Here is a 15141-nt window from a genome sequence, read left to right on the forward strand (position 1 = left end):
TTTATTTTATTAAATACTTTTTATGTCAAAAAACAACCAAAATAAAACTGGTTACAATTTTTTTAATTCTAATATAGAAAAAAATTTTAATAAAGCTGCACAGTTTATTTCCATTGATAATGGTCTTTTGGATCAAATTAAAACATGTAATGCTGTTTATAAAATACATTTTCCTGTAAAAATAGAAAAAAAAATAAAAATAATAGAAGCATATAGAGTTCAACATTCTCATCATAAACTTCCATGTAAAGGAGGAATTAGGTATAGTAGTAAAGTTAATCAAAATGAGATCATGGAATTAGCAGCATTAATGACTTATAAATGCGCAATAATGGATGTTCCATTTGGAGGAGCTAAAGGTGGAATAAAAATAGATCCTCAATCTATGTCAAAAGATAATATAGAAAAGATAACAAGGCGTTATACCTATGAATTAATAAAAAAAAATTTTATTGGCCCAGGAATCGACGTACCTGCACCTGATTATGGAACAGGAGAAAAAGAAATGAGTTGGATTTTAGATACTTTTACTTCTTTACGTCCAGGAGATATCGATGCATTAGCCTGTGTAACAGGAAAACCTATATCCCAAGGAGGAGTCAGAGGAAGAAAAGAAGCTACTGGATTAGGAGTTTTTTATGGGATTAAAGAATTATGTAGTCTTGAAGAAGAAATGTCTTCTATTGGTCTTGATGTTGGAATTGAAGGTAAGAAAATAATAATACAAGGATTAGGAAATGTAGGTTATCATACTGCTAATTTTTTTTATAATTCTGATGCTACAATAATAGCTTTAGCGGAAAGAGAAGGAGCTATATATAATAAAAATGGATTAAACGTTTATAACGTTATTTCACATTTAAAAGATACAGGTTCTATTTTAAATTTTCCAGGAGCAACAAATATTGAAAAAACAGAAAAAGCTTTAGAAATAGAATGTGATATATTAATTCCTGCTGCATTAGAAAATGTAATACATAAAAATAATGCTCACAAAATTAATGCAAAGATTATTGGAGAAGCTGCGAATGGACCTATTACATCTGAAGCAGATTCTATATTAGAAAAAAAGGGAATAATTGTTATTCCAGATATTTACTTAAATGCTGGAGGCGTAACTGTTTCATATTTTGAATGGTTAAAAAATTTAAGTCATGTTCGTTATGGAAGAGTGGAAAAAAAGTTTAGTGAAAATATGAATGGAGAATTATTACATATGGTAGAAACTGTATGTAAAAAAAAGATATCAAAAAATGAAAAAAAAATTATATTAAGAGGTGCCAACGAAATAGATCTAGTAAGAAGTGGTTTAGAAGATACAATGATTAGTGGATTTCATAAAATCCGTGATTTAAAAAAATCTTTAAATATAGAAAATTTTCGTACAACATCTTTTTTATTAGCTATAAATAAAATTATTGATTCTTATGAAAAATTAGGAATTTTTCCATGAAAATAGTACATACATGAAGTATAAAAGATTATTGTTGAAATTAAGTGGAGAATCTCTTATGGGAGACAGTGAATTTGGCATTTATTCTAACCGTCTTACACAATATGCAGAAGAAGTTAAGGAAGTTGTAAATATGGGAGGGCAACTTGCTATAGTTATAGGAGGTGGAAATATATTTAGAGGATTTTCTAGAAGAATTAGAGAAAATACTATTAATCGTATAGAAGGTGATTATATGGGAATGTTAGCAACTGTTATTAATGGTATAGCTTTCCAGTCTTATCTTGAAAAATTAGGTATATGTACACATATCCAAACAGCAATTAGAATGGATCAAATAGCAGAACCTTTTGGAAAAAAAAAAGCAATTTATCACCTTGAAAAAGGTAGAGTTGTTATATTTGTAGCTGGTACTGGAAATCCTTATTTTACTACAGATACGGCAGCTGTTTTACGAGCTATAGAAATTAAAGCTGATGTTTTATTAAAAGGAACTAGAGTAGATGGAATCTATACAACAGATCCTGAGAAAAATAAATATGCTAAAAAATTAAATAATATATCATTTGATATGGCATATCAAATGAAAATTAAGGTAATGGATCAAACAGCATTTATTTTAGGAAATGAAAATAATTTACCTATTATAATTTTTAATATTAATAAAAGAGGAAATCTTCAAAAATTAATTTCTGGAGAAAAGATTGGAACTTTAGTTTCAAAAAAATAAAAAATCATGGAAAAATTAGATGAAATTTTATCTTTATGTACAGAAGAAATGGAAAAAATTTTTAATATTTTAAAAAAAAATATTAGTCAAATCCGTTTAGGAATTAGATCATTAGCTTCTACTTTAGAAAAAATAAAAATAAAATATTATAATGAATTTGTTCCATTATTAGAAATTTCTAATATTCTAATTGTAGATAATAAAAATATTACTATTCAACCATGGGATAAAACCATAATTTCATTAATTGATAAAACCATTATAGACGCAAATTTAGGATTAATGCCTACTAATAAAGGAGGAATAATTTATATTAAAATTCCTTCTATTACAGAAGAAGGTAGACTAGATCTAGTAAAAAAAATAAAAGTTTATACAGAACATTCAAAAATATTAATTAGAAATATTAGAAAAAAAAATAATCAACATATAAAAAAATTAATAATATCTGATGATCTTTTAAAATTAGGAGAAAATAAAATACAAAATATTACAAATAAGTATATAAAAAAAATAGATATTTTTTCCAATAAAAAAAAAGAAGAAATACTAAGAATATAAAAAAATGATCAATAAATACTCAATCAAAGAAATTTTAGATAAAGGAATTTTATTTGAAAATAAAAAATTGATAGTGGAAGGATGGGTACGATCTTTTAGACATTCTATGTTTATAATTATAAATGATGGATCTACAGTAAAAAATTTACAGATAATTTTATCTAGAAATTTGAAAAAAAAAATTACAGTTGGATCATCTATTAGAGTTATGGGGATTATAAAAAAAAGTTTTGGAAATGAACAAGATATTGAATTAAAACTTTATGAAATAAAATTTTATAGTTTAGTGGACAACAATATTATACAAAAATCTATTATACAACCAAAAACTCATAGTCTAGAAAAAACTAGAGAACAAATTCATTTAAGATTTCAAACAACTATTTTTGGTTGTATAATGAGAATTCGTAATTCTATATCTTTTTTTATACACGAATATTTTAATAAAAGACATTTTTTATATTTACATACACCTATTATTACTTATTCTGATTGTGAAGGTACGGGACAAATTTTTCAAGTAATTTCTACATCTAAAAAAGAAAAAGATGATAATAAGTATTTTTTTAATAGAAAATCTTATTTAAGTGTATCTGGTCAATTAGAAGCAGAATGTGCTATTATGGGATTAGGTAAAATCTATACTTTTGGTCCTGTATTTAGAGCAGAAAATTCAAATACTAAAAGACATTTATCTGAATTTTGGATGGTAGAACCAGAAATTGCATTTTATCATTTAGAGGACAATATAAATTTAGCAGAAAATTTTTTAAAATTAACCATTAGATATATTATTGATAATTGTATAGAAGACTTATCATTTTTAAACAAAAATGTAGAAAAATGGAATAAAAAAAAAAATTTTTCTATACTAAAAATATTAGAAATCATATTAAAATTTTCTTTTTATAGAGTTACTTATACGGAGGTTATAAAAATTTTAAAAAAAATAGAAAAAACAAAAAATGTAAATTTTATTTATCCAGTTTATTGGGGGATGGATTTACAATCAGAACATGAACGATATTTAGTAGAAGAATATTTTAATGGAATTCCTGTTGTAGTATTTAATTATCCTTCTTCTATTAAACCTTTTTATATGCGAATGAATGATGATAAAAAGACTGTTAGAGCAATGGATATTTTATTTCCAAGAATCGGTGAAATTATTGGAGGATCTCAAAGAGAGGAACGTTATGAAATATTAATAAATAGAATTGAAAAATTAAAACTAAATATAGATACACTCTGGTGGTATTTAGATTTAAGAAAATTTGGATCTGTACCTCATAGTGGATTTGGTTTAGGATTTGATAGATTCGTTCAGTTTATTACAGGAATGAATAATATTAGAGATGTTGTTCCATTTCCAAGAACGCCTGGTTATACAAAATTATAAATAATATTTTTTCAATAATTTCAATAATGTTAAAACAACAATTATATCAAAAAGGTCAACATAAATTATCACCTAAACAAATTAAATTAATGAAGTTAGTTCAATTATCTATTTTAGATTTTGAACAAAAAGTTAGACAAGAACTAGATAATAATCCAGCTTTGGAAGAAGAGTCGTCTTCTTTTCGTGAAGATCCTTTTGAAGATAAAAATAATACAGAATCTTTAAATGAAAAAGATTCTAATCTTGATAATAACAATATAGAAAAAGAATCTGAAATATCAGATATAGATGAATATATGACTTACTTAAGTGATGATGAATTAGAAGAATTTAAATTAATAAATCATCAAAATTTTAAAAAAAATAATAATTATACTCCAATTATTGCATCAAAATATTCATTTCAAGAATATTTAAAAAATCAATTACATACATTTCGTTTGAATAGTAACGATTTATTAATTGCTGATTTTATATTAGGTAATATAGATGATGATGGTTATTTAAGAAGAAAATCTGAATTACTATCTAATGATATTTTTATAGTTTTAGGAAAATCAGTTAGTACAGAAAAAATAGAACAATTAATTGTTAAATATATACAAAAATTAGATCCTATTGGAATAGGATCTAGAAATTTACAAGAGTGTTTATTAATACAATTAAACATGAACAAAAATTTTTCTATTGAATATAACTCAATTGCAAAAGAAATTATAAAAAACAATTTTGAATCTTTTATAAAAAAACATTATAAAAAATTACAAAAAAAATTGAGAATAGATAGTAGTAAACTCAAAAATGTATTTTATTTAATAAAAAAATTAAATCCAAAACCAGGAAAAATGTATTCTGAAAATAATAAAATATTAGATTATATAATCCCAGATTTTACTATATCTATAGTAGATGAAAGGTTAGAATTAACATTACATCATAGAAATGCACCAGAATTAAGGGTATCTAATGTATATTTAAATATGTTAAAAAAATATACAAATAATAACAAAAAAAATGACAAAAAAACTGTAATTTTTATTAAAAATAAAATAAATTCTGCAAAATGGTTTGTAGATGCAGTTAAACAACGTCAAAACACACTAATGTTAACTATGAATGCTATAATGAATTATCAAAAAGAATATTTTATTACTGGTGACCCCATAAAAATAAAACCAATGATATTAAAAAATATCTCTAAAAAAACCGGATTAGGTATTTCAACAGTTTCACGTGTTGCTAATAGTAAATACGTTAATACACCATATGGAACATTTTTAATAAAAAATTTTTTTTCTGAAAAAATGAAAAACAAATACGGAAAATATATTTCTTCTATTGAAATTAAAAATTTTTTAGGAGAATTTATTTTTAATGAAAATAAAAAAAATCCTTTAACTGATGAAAAATTATCAAAAATTCTAAAAAAAAATGGATACATTATTGCTAGAAGAACAATAGCAAAATATAGAAATCAAATGAAAATACCTGTAGCAAGAATGAGAAAAACAATATTATAACCTATCTACAACTATTGTTTTACAATTAGAAAATTCATTTATAGAATAAATAGATAATTCTCTTCCATATCCTGATTTTTTAATTCCTCCAAAAGGAAATATTGGTGATGATTCTACAACTTTATTAATAAATATCATTCCAGAATTTATTTCACAAGTTAATTTTTCTACTTTATCTATATCATTTGTCCAAATAGATGTACCTAATCCATAAATTGTATTGTTTATTATATCAACGATATCTTTTTCATGATGAAAAGGGATAATTAATGCTATTGGTCCAAATAATTCTTCTTCATAAGATATTTTATTTTCTTTATCAATTTTTAATAAAGATGGAGAAAAAAAATTTTTATTTCTTTTAGTATTTAAACATATTTTTCCACCATTATACAAAATTTTTTTATATTGATTATCTAATTTATTAGATAAATCATTTCTAGAAATATATCCTATTTTTGTATTTATATTATATAGATCACCTCTTTTAAATTTTTCCATTTCATTTATAACTAAATCAATAAAATCATTTAATAAAGAGTTATCTACAATAAATCTTTTTGCAGATATACAAGATTGTCCTGTATTACTTAATCTAGAAAATGTAGCTAATTTAGAAATTTTATTTATACTATTTTTTGTATCTTTTAATACAACAAAAGCATCATTTCCACCTAATTCCATAATTGATTTTTTTATATTCATTCCGGATATAGCCCCCAAAATTTTTCCAGAATTAGTACTACCTGTAAATGAGACCCCATGTACAATATCACTAGATATTATATATTTTATATTTGATTCCTTTATTAATAATACTTGAAATAATCCAGTTGGAAATCCAGAAATTGAAAACAATTTTTCTAAAAGAATAGAACAACCGGCAGTACTAATCGATGGTTTTACTAAAACAACGTTTCCTAATATTAAATTAGGAATAGAAAATCTAATAATTTGCCAAATAGGATAATTCCAAGGAGTAATACCAAGTATAGTACCTAATGGCTCATATCTAATATATGATTTATAGTATGGTGTATTTTTTTTATTTATTGTTTTAATAAAATTAAAACTTTTTATATTATTGCAATAAAATTTACACAAATTAACACTTTTGTTAATTTCTGATTTCGATTGTTTTATCGGCTTTCCCATCTCTTTAGTAATCATATTAGCCATATTATCTTTATTTTTTAATATAATAGAAGATAATTTATCTATATATTTAACTCTAATATGAAAAGATGTTTTTTTCCATTCCTCGAATATTTTTTTTGATATAGTTAATTTACTTTTAATTTCTTTTTCAGAAAAAAAATAATATTTATTTATAACTTTATTATTCTCAGGGTTAACTGTTTTAAACATAATTTAAAATATTTATTAACTACATAATATCTTAATCATATCTTCTTGCTTACTTACTAAGATATTTAGAATAAAATTTTATTTTGTTTAAAAAAAGTAATATTCCATTAGAACGAATGGGTGATAAAAATGTTGTTAATCCTATTTCATAAATAATATTATTATTGGAATGAATAATTTCTTTAGGAAATAATCCAGAATATAGTTTAATTATAAGGACTATCATTCCTTTGGGTAATAATGCGTCACTATCAGCATAAAAAAATATTCTTTTATTTTTTAGTTTAGCGTCTAACCATACTTTAGACTGACAACCATCTATTAGTTTATCATTAGACCTGAATTCATCCGATTTTTTTTTTAATTCATCTCCTAAATCAATTAGAAATTGATATTTTTCTTCCCAACCATTAATAGATTCAAATTCATATTTTATCATTTTTTCTCTTTGTAAGAGATTCATTTTATATAAATTCATATAATTAACCTAGTTTAATCCTTGCAATTTTGGCAGCTTTAACCATATTATTAATAGATTGTAATACTTCGTTCCAAGTTCTAGTCTTTAATCCACAATCTGGATTGATCCATATATTTCTTTTTGGTAAAAAATTAGATGCTTTTTTAATTAAGTTAAATATTTCTTTTTCAGTAGGAATTCTTGGAGAATGAATATCATATATTCCTGGTCCTATTTCATTTGGGTAAGAGAATCTAGAAAAAATTTTTAATAATTCCATATTTGATCTAGAACTTTCTATAGTAATTACGTCTGCATCTAAATTTGATATTTGTTTAATTATATCATTAAATTCACTATAACACATATGAGTATGTATTTGTGTTTCGTCTTTTACTCCACTAGATGCAATATGAAATGATCTAATAGACCAATTAAAATACCCCCCCCAATTTTTTTTCTTTAAAGGTAATCCTTCCCTTAATGCCGGTTCATCTATTTGAATTATTTTAATCCCAGATTTTTCTAAATCTATAACTTCATCCCTTATAGCCCATGCTATTTGATATGCAGTTTGATCTATAGATTGATCGTCCCTTACAAAAGACCATTTTAATATTGTAACAGGACCTGTTAACATTCCTTTTACCAATTTTTTAGTTTTGGATTGTGCATAACAAATCCAATTAGTAGTTATTTTTTCACTTCTACTTACATCCCCGTATATAATTGGAGGTTTTACACATCTACTACCATAACTTTGTACCCATCCATTGTTAGTAGATAACATTCCATTTAATTTTTCAGAAAAAAATTCTACCATATCATTTCTTTCAAATTCTCCATGAACTAAAACATCTAAACCAAGATCTTCTTGTTTTTTAATAACTTCTGAAATAAATTGTTTTATTTTTTTTTCATATTCTTTTTTACACAATTTCTTTTTAATAAATTTATTTCTTATTATTCTAATTTCTTTTGTTTGTGGAAAAGAGCCAATAGTTGTAGTAGGAAATAATGGTAAGTTAAAAGCTTTATGTTGTTTTTTTTGTCTTTTTGAAAAATTACTTATTCTTTTTATATCTTTATCACTTATATCATAAGATCTTTTTTTTATTTTATTATTATGAATAATATTAGATTTTTTTAAATCATTTATAATTGATGAATTATTTAATAATATATTATTTTTTCCTTTTATAATTTTTTCCAAATCATTTAACTCTTCAATTTTTTGTCTTGCAAAAGACATTTTATTTTTTATATTAATATGAATAGATTTCTCATATTTTAAATCAATAGGAACATGTAATAATGAACAATTAGGAGCAATCATTACACGATCTTCACCAATTGAATTTATAGATTTTTCAATTTTTTTTAGTGAATTTATATATTTATTTTTCCATATATTTCTTCCATCAATAATTCCTATAGATAATATTATGTTTGATTCCTTAATAAAGGATAAAACTTTATCTAATTGATTAGGATCTTCTATTAAATCTATATGTATTGCATCTATATATGTAAAAAATTCTTCGAAAAGATATAAATTTTCTGAAATTCCATCAAAATAAGATGTTAACAAAATTTTTATATCATGATTATTAAAATATTTGTATATTTTCCTATAAGCATATTGTATACAATTTTTTTCACGATCTGATAAATCTAAAGAAAGTATTGGTTCATCTAATTGAATCCATTTTATATTTTTACTTGATAAAGTATCAATAATTTCTATATAAACAGTTAAAATATTTTCAATTAGATCCATTTTATTAAATGATGTATCATTTTCTTTACCTAAGTATAGATAAGAAACAGGGCCTATCAAAACAGGTTTAATTTTATCCGATGAATTTAATATCAATTTTAATTCCTCTATTTCATCAAATATTTTTTTTGAATAAATAAAAAATTTTTGTTCTTTAATAAATTCTGGTACTATATAATGATAATTAGTATTAAACCATTTAGTCATATCCATCGCTTTAATATCAAAATTATTATTTTGATATCCTCTAGCCATGGAAAAATATAAATCCATTTTGTTGTCAAATTTTGGATTTAAATATTTTTCAGGAATTGTACCTATTAATAAAGATAAATCCAAAACGTGATCATAAAAACTAAAATCGTTACATGGAATTAAATCTAAATTAGATTTTATCTGAAAATTCCAATTTTCTTTACGTATTTTTTTACCTACTTCAAATAAAGTAATTAAGTCAATATGACCAGCCCAATAATTTTCACAAGCTATTTTTAATTCTCTATGCCTTCCTATACGAGGAAATCCTAAATTATGTTTCAACATTAAATAAATCTTTTAATTTTTATATTTATATAAATATTCCAATATTTCTTTTTCTAATAAAGAAAAAACTTTTCCTCTTCTATTCATAACTATATTGGCAGTTTTACATATTTCCTTAAATGGAATTCTTTTATTTTCCTTATTATTTTTTATTTCTTTTTTTATTCCTCCTAAGGAAAATGATGGAATATATCTAGGAGGAAATCCATATCCAAAAATATTTGTACCAACTCCTACTACTGTTGCTGTATTAAATTGAGTATGTATAGATGATTTAGAATGATCTCCCATTATCACCCCAAAAAATTTTATTCCAGTAGGAATAAAATTTTTATTCTCATAACTCCAAACTGTTGAATTTGAATAATCGTTTCTTAAATTTGATACATTAGTACCGGCTCCTAAATTACACCATTCTCCTACAACAGAATTTCCTATAAAACCATTGTGTGCTTTGTTAGAATACGAAAAAAATATAGAATTTTCAATTTCTCCTCCCATTTTACAAGATGGACCTATAGTTGTCCCTCCATATATTTTTGATCCTATATGCAATATTGATTTTTTTCCAATAAAAGCTGGACCTCTTATAACTGTCCCTTCCATTAAAGTTACTTCTTTTTCAATATATATTGGGCCAGATTTCGCATTTAATACAATATTATTTCCTTCTAAATCTTCTTTAAGAAATATTTTTTCTTTATTCAAAAGAATATTATTACCCAATAAACAATGTGATTTTTTTTCTTTTGTTAAAAACAAAAAATCTTTTTTTAAAAAAAATGAATTTTTAATGAAAATATCCCATATATATTGAATATTAACTAATTTATCTACTTTATAAACTTTATTATATATTTTATTTTTTAAAACATTTTTTTTATAATCTTCATAGGAAAAAAACTTTTTTTTTATAGCTACTATTTTGTTATTGAATAATATAGCTTCATCATTTTTCATAGAAAAAATTATATCAACAAGATTATTATCAGGTAAATATGAAGAATTTATCAATAACATATTATTAAAAGGAAGATTTTTTTCATCCGTAGAATATTTCTTTAAAAGAAATGATTTTGTAAATAAATAATTTATATTTTTTCCTATAAATTTTTCCCATCTTTCTTTCACAGTCAAAATCCCAAACCTTATTTCTGATATAGGTCTAGTAAAAGTTAATGGTAATAAATTATTCCATATAATTGAATCATCATATAATATAAAATTCATATGTTATAATTTTTTTTAATTTTATTATACTTCTCATATTTTTTTTTAAATTTTTCAGCAGGACCTGTTTTACCTAAAAATCTTTTTTCCCCAGTAAAAAATGGATGAGAATAACTAGATATTTCCATTTTATATAATGGATAATCTTTATCATTTATTTTTATATATTCTTTAGTTTTTATTGTAGACTTACATATAATAATTTTATCATTATTAATATCTTTAAATACAACAAGTCTATAATTTTTAGGATGTATTTTATTTTTCATAACTAAATTTTAATTAATTTATTTTGTTTATTTTGAAAACGATAAATCATACAATTTATATTCATGCCTGCTCCTAATGAGGCCATTAATATAACATCTCCAGGATTGATTCTATGATATGATATTTTTTTTTTTAATATCAAATCTAATATAGTAGGGATAGTAGCTACAGATGAATTACCGAATTTTTGAATAGTCATTGGCATAATTTTTTTATTAAAATCATTATCTAAATGATAATTATATAATTTTAATAATCTATTTAAAATAGCATAATCCATTTTTGCATTAGCTTGATGAATCAATATTTTTTTTATATCATTTAAATGAAAGTTTGTTTTATCAAGAAGATTTTTTAACATATTTGGCATTTCAGTTAATGCATATTCATAAATTTTTCTTCCATTCATTTTAATGTTAATTAAAGATTTATTATAATCTGAGTTTACAGAAGGTCCATTTGATAAATAATACAATTCATCATTATTGTTACATTGACTATCATAACTGATAATTCCAAACTTTTCATTTTTAATGTTAATTGCAGATAAAACTACCGCACCTGCTCCATCAGAAAATATCATAGAATTTTTATCATATGGATCAATAACATTAGATAATGTTTCTGATCCAATTACTAATATATTTTTAGCATATTTAGATGTTAAAAGTTGATCTGCTAAAATCATCCCCTCTATCCACCCTGGACATCCAAAAACCATATCATATGGTCTACATTTATTATTTTTAATTTTAAGTTTATTTTTTACTTTAGCTGAAATAGAAGGAACAAAATCAGATTGAAAAGAATCAGGATTAATATCTCCATAATTATGAGCGGATATGATATAATCTATTTCCTCTTTATAAATATTTGAATTAATTAATGCTCTTTTTGCTGCAATTGTTGCAATATCTGAATTTAATACATTTTTTTCTACATATCTTCTTTCTTCTATTTCTGTAATATCTTTAAATTTATCAATAATTTCTTTATTAGATTTATTGATTTTTAATCCTTTTTTATTGTAAAATTCACAATTTAAAAAATATTCATTTTTTATAATTTTTTTTGGTAAATAATGACCAGTTCCTATAATGATTGATTGAATCATCAAAATAAATTTATAAATAAAAAATAAAATAAAAAATATTGAATATAAAAATAATATATATTATCATATATGTTTATAATTTTATAAAATAAAATTTAACTATAATTAATGAATAATTATAAAAATGATTTTTCTTATGAATCAGAAAAAAAATTAAAAGATATGTTTGATAACATATCTGAAAAATATGATATAATCAATAATATTTTATCATTTGGATTAGATTCTTTTTGGAGAAAAAATGTGATTGATATTTTAAAAAAATTTTATGTTAAAAGAAATTATAAACATTTAAAAATATTAGATTTGGCTTCTGGAACAGGGGAGTTATCTTTTCTACTTCTTAATGAATTTGATGGATCTAAAATTATCGGATTGGATCCATCTAAAAAAATGATAAAAGTAGCAAAAAAAAAACTAAAAAAAATTAATAATAATTATAAAAATAATATCTCATTTATTAAAGGTTATTCCCAAAATATACCATTTGATAATGAAACATTTGATATTATAACAATTTCTTTTGGATTAAGAAATTTTCAATTTATTCACAAATCTTTTAAAGAAATGTATAGAGTAATTAAATCATATGGAAAATTAATAATTTTAGAATTTTCTAAACCGAATAATATTTTTTTTAGAAACATGTACTATTTATACAATAAATTATTTATGATTAAAATAGGAGGATTTTTATCTAAAAATTATTGTGCTTATAATTATCTAAATAAATCGATATATTTTTTTTCTTTTGATGAAAAACGGATAAAAAATATTTTTCAAAATGAAAATTTTATTTTGATAAATACAAAAAAATTAACATTTGGAATAGCTTCAATATATTTTTTAGAAAAAAATATTAATTAAATTTATTAATGATAAAATATATATCTAATTATATAACATATTCTTTTTTGAAAAAAAGGATAAAAAATATAGAATTAACAATGGATTATCCTATAGATATCCAAAATAACGTTTTAAATGAGTTATTATTACATGCGAAAAATACAGAATTCGGAAAAAAATATAGATTTAATGAAATTAAAAAATATAAAAAATTTTTTGAAAGAGTTCCAATATGTAAATATTCTGATATAAAACCGATAATAAATAGAATAAGAAAAGGAGAAAAAAATATATTATGGCCAGGAAAAATAAAATGGTTCGCTAGATCTTCAGGTACGACAAATACAAAAAGTAAATATATACCGATTACGTCACAATCCATGAATTCGCATTATGAATCAGGTAAAGATATGTTATCTATGTATATTCATAATCATCCAAAAACAAAAATTTTTCTAGGAAAAGCTGTACGTTTAGGAGGTAGTTATACATTACATAAAAAATATAATAATTTTTATGGAGACTTATCTTCTATTCTAATAAAAAATCTTCCATTTTGGGCAGAAATTATTTGTACTCCAAAAAAAAAAATTTCATTAATGAGTGAATGGGATAAAAAGTTAAAAAACTTAATAAAAATAACTGTTAAACAAGATGTTCGTATATTATTAGGAGTATGTTCTTGGTTATTAATTTTTCTTGATCGTTTATTAAAAATATATAATAAAAAAAGTATTAATGATATATGGCCAAATATAGAAGTTATATTTCATGGAGGTGTTAGCTTAAATCCGTATATATTACAATATAATAAATTATTTAATAACCATAAAAATATAAATTACTATAATATATATAGTGCTTCAGAAGGTTTTTTTGCTATTCAAAACGAAAATAAAGTTGAAGATCTTTTATTATTATTAAATCATGGAATTTTTTATGAATTTATTCCTATCGAATATATTAATGATAGTAATCCAAAAATATTATCTATTAATGAAGTAAAATTAAATAAAAATTACGCTATAGTAATTTCTACTAACGCTGGGTTATGGAGATATATCGTAGGAGATACAGTAAAATTTACTAATTTATCCCCATATAAAATTATAATTTCTGGAAGAACCACTCAATATATTAATTGCTTTGGAGAAGAATTAATTGTAGAAAATGCTGATAAAGCATTAAAAAAATCTTGTATAGAAACAAATTCTATATTACAAGAATATACAGCAGGACCTGTTTATATAAATGAAGGTAAATCTGGATCTCATGAATGGATTATAGAATTTAAAAAACATCCAAAAAATATATATAATTTTAGAGATATTTTAGATAGAGAATTACAAAATTTGAACTCTGATTATGAAATAAAACGATATAAAGATATTGTTTTACGTCCTCCAATCATACATGTTGCTAGAAATGGTTTATTTTATGATTGGCTAAAAAAAAAAAATAGATTAGGTGGACAAAATAAAATACCACGTTTATCTAATAATAGAAAATATATCAATTCTATACTTAAAATTCAGGATAAAAATAAAATTACTGTAAACTAATAATAATAATTTATGTATTCATCAGATAAAAAAAAAGAAATATTTAAAAATTATGGTAAATCCATATCTGATACTGGATCACCTCAGGTACAAGTTGCCTTATTTACATATAGAATTAATTATTTAAATAATCATTTAAAAAAAAATAAAAAAGACTTTAATACAGAAAGATCATTGATAAAATTAGTAGGAAAGAGAAAAAAATTATTAAAATATATTGAAAAAAACGATATAAATAATTATAAAAATATTATTAAAAATTTAAAGTTAAGAAAATAATTTCTTTTCTAATTTAAAGA

General features: G+C 22.3%; 14 protein-coding genes. 8 read left to right on the top strand and 6 right to left on the bottom strand.

All coding sequences use genetic code 11. The features are described from left to right. The first annotated feature begins 22 nt into the window (after positions 1 to 22). Genes H0H33_RS02400 through rpoN form a run of 5 tightly spaced genes read left to right on the top strand, consistent with a single transcriptional unit; the run spans position 23 to position 5666 of the window. The gene (locus tag H0H33_RS02400) at positions 23 to 1453 is read left to right on the top strand and encodes a Glu/Leu/Phe/Val family dehydrogenase (protein WP_185877816.1); all 1431 of its coding nucleotides are present in this window, start codon (positions 23 to 25) and stop codon (positions 1451 to 1453) included. 13 nt (positions 1454 to 1466) lie between these two features. After that, entirely contained in the window at positions 1467 to 2183 is a 717-nt protein-coding gene (pyrH, locus tag H0H33_RS02405; protein ID WP_185877817.1) for a UMP kinase, read from the top strand. Between the two features lie 6 nt (positions 2184 to 2189). Next, positions 2190 to 2744: a ribosome-recycling factor gene (locus tag H0H33_RS02410; RefSeq protein ID WP_185877818.1), complete on the top strand. Its 555-nt coding sequence runs from the start codon at positions 2190 to 2192 to the stop codon at positions 2742 to 2744. Positions 2745 to 2748: 4 nt separating this feature from the next. After that, positions 2749 to 4143 carry an asparagine--tRNA ligase gene (gene asnS, locus H0H33_RS02415; RefSeq protein WP_185877819.1) on the top strand — a complete coding sequence of 465 codons (1395 nt, stop codon included), beginning with the start codon at positions 2749 to 2751 and terminating at the stop codon, positions 4141 to 4143. Positions 4144 to 4169: 26 nt separating this feature from the next. Further along, positions 4170 to 5666, top strand: coding sequence for an RNA polymerase factor sigma-54 (gene rpoN, locus H0H33_RS02420; protein WP_185877820.1), 1497 nt, complete (start codon positions 4170 to 4172; stop codon positions 5664 to 5666). Here the strand turns inward: rpoN and H0H33_RS02425 are convergent. The 6 genes from H0H33_RS02425 to H0H33_RS02450 are packed head-to-tail and all read right to left on the bottom strand — an operon-like array spanning position 5661 to position 12431. Next, positions 5661 to 7034: an aldehyde dehydrogenase family protein gene (locus H0H33_RS02425; RefSeq protein WP_238785592.1), complete on the bottom strand. Its 1374-nt coding sequence runs from the start codon at positions 7032 to 7034 to the stop codon at positions 5661 to 5663. The genes rpoN and H0H33_RS02425 overlap by 6 nt on opposite strands. Positions 7035 to 7083: 49 nt before the next feature. Next, positions 7084 to 7497, bottom strand: a complete 414-nt coding sequence (locus H0H33_RS02430; RefSeq protein ID WP_185877821.1) for a SufE family protein — start codon at positions 7495 to 7497, stop codon at positions 7084 to 7086. A 19-nt stretch (positions 7498 to 7516) separates the two neighbouring features. Next, positions 7517 to 9817, bottom strand: coding sequence for a 5-methyltetrahydropteroyltriglutamate--homocysteine S-methyltransferase (gene metE / locus H0H33_RS02435; protein ID WP_185877822.1), 2301 nt, complete (start codon positions 9815 to 9817; stop codon positions 7517 to 7519). A gap of 12 nt (positions 9818 to 9829) precedes the next feature. Then, a complete protein-coding gene (locus H0H33_RS02440; RefSeq protein WP_185877823.1) occupies positions 9830 to 11047 on the bottom strand; it encodes a putative sugar nucleotidyl transferase in 1218 nt (405 codons plus the stop codon). Beyond that, the gene (locus tag H0H33_RS02445) at positions 11044 to 11316 is read right to left on the bottom strand and encodes a type B 50S ribosomal protein L31 (RefSeq protein ID WP_185877824.1); all 273 of its coding nucleotides are present in this window, start codon (positions 11314 to 11316) and stop codon (positions 11044 to 11046) included. The genes H0H33_RS02440 and H0H33_RS02445 overlap by 4 nt, the downstream gene beginning before the upstream one ends. A 2-nt stretch (positions 11317 to 11318) precedes the next feature. After that, positions 11319 to 12431, bottom strand: a complete 1113-nt coding sequence (locus tag H0H33_RS02450) for a 3-oxoacyl-ACP synthase III family protein (protein ID WP_185877825.1) — start codon at positions 12429 to 12431, stop codon at positions 11319 to 11321. Between the two features lie 108 nt (positions 12432 to 12539). On the opposite strand from H0H33_RS02450, the gene ubiE reads away from it, so the two are divergent. From ubiE to rpsO, 3 genes are read left to right on the top strand one after another with little or no spacing between them, the layout of a single operon-like run. Continuing rightward, positions 12540 to 13298 (top strand): bifunctional demethylmenaquinone methyltransferase/2-methoxy-6-polyprenyl-1,4-benzoquinol methylase UbiE, encoded by a 759-nt coding sequence (gene ubiE, locus H0H33_RS02455; RefSeq protein ID WP_185877826.1) that lies wholly within the window; start codon positions 12540 to 12542, stop codon positions 13296 to 13298. 8 nt (positions 13299 to 13306) lie between these two features. Continuing rightward, complete coding sequence (locus tag H0H33_RS02460) at positions 13307 to 14842, top strand: GH3 auxin-responsive promoter family protein (RefSeq protein WP_185877827.1); 1536 nt, start codon at positions 13307 to 13309, stop codon at positions 14840 to 14842. 12 nt (positions 14843 to 14854) lie between these two features. Next, positions 14855 to 15121 (top strand): 30S ribosomal protein S15, encoded by a 267-nt coding sequence (rpsO, locus tag H0H33_RS02465; protein WP_185877828.1) that lies wholly within the window; start codon positions 14855 to 14857, stop codon positions 15119 to 15121. Positions 15122 to 15141 lie beyond the last annotated feature (20 nt).

Origin of the sequence: Blattabacterium cuenoti, assembly GCF_014252415.1 — a bacterium.
GTDB lineage: Bacteria > Bacteroidota > Bacteroidia > Flavobacteriales > Blattabacteriaceae > Blattabacterium > Blattabacterium cuenoti_Y.

Bases quoted from the DNA above. Each gene is read 5' to 3' on its own strand.
- H0H33_RS02400 (WP_185877816.1), top strand. From the start codon at position 23: ATGTCAAAAAACAACCAAAATAAAACTGGTTACAATTTTTTTAATTCT.
- pyrH (WP_185877817.1), top strand. From the start codon at position 1,467: ATGAAGTATAAAAGATTATTGTTGAAATTAAGTGGAGAATCTCTTATG.
- H0H33_RS02410 (WP_185877818.1), top strand. From the start codon at position 2,190: ATGGAAAAATTAGATGAAATTTTATCTTTATGTACAGAAGAAATGGAA.
- asnS (WP_185877819.1), top strand. From the start codon at position 2,749: ATGATCAATAAATACTCAATCAAAGAAATTTTAGATAAAGGAATTTTA.
- rpoN (WP_185877820.1), top strand. From the start codon at position 4,170: ATGTTAAAACAACAATTATATCAAAAAGGTCAACATAAATTATCACCT.
- H0H33_RS02425 (WP_238785592.1), bottom strand. From the start codon at position 7,034: ATGTTTAAAACAGTTAACCCTGAGAATAATAAAGTTATAAATAAATAT.
- H0H33_RS02430 (WP_185877821.1), bottom strand. From the start codon at position 7,497: ATGAATCTCTTACAAAGAGAAAAAATGATAAAATATGAATTTGAATCT.
- metE (WP_185877822.1), bottom strand. From the start codon at position 9,817: ATGTTGAAACATAATTTAGGATTTCCTCGTATAGGAAGGCATAGAGAA.
- H0H33_RS02440 (WP_185877823.1), bottom strand. From the start codon at position 11,047: ATGAATTTTATATTATATGATGATTCAATTATATGGAATAATTTATTA.
- H0H33_RS02445 (WP_185877824.1), bottom strand. From the start codon at position 11,316: ATGAAAAATAAAATACATCCTAAAAATTATAGACTTGTTGTATTTAAA.
- H0H33_RS02450 (WP_185877825.1), bottom strand. From the start codon at position 12,431: ATGATTCAATCAATCATTATAGGAACTGGTCATTATTTACCAAAAAAA.
- ubiE (WP_185877826.1), top strand. From the start codon at position 12,540: ATGAATAATTATAAAAATGATTTTTCTTATGAATCAGAAAAAAAATTA.
- H0H33_RS02460 (WP_185877827.1), top strand. From the start codon at position 13,307: ATGATAAAATATATATCTAATTATATAACATATTCTTTTTTGAAAAAA.
- rpsO (WP_185877828.1), top strand. From the start codon at position 14,855: ATGTATTCATCAGATAAAAAAAAAGAAATATTTAAAAATTATGGTAAA.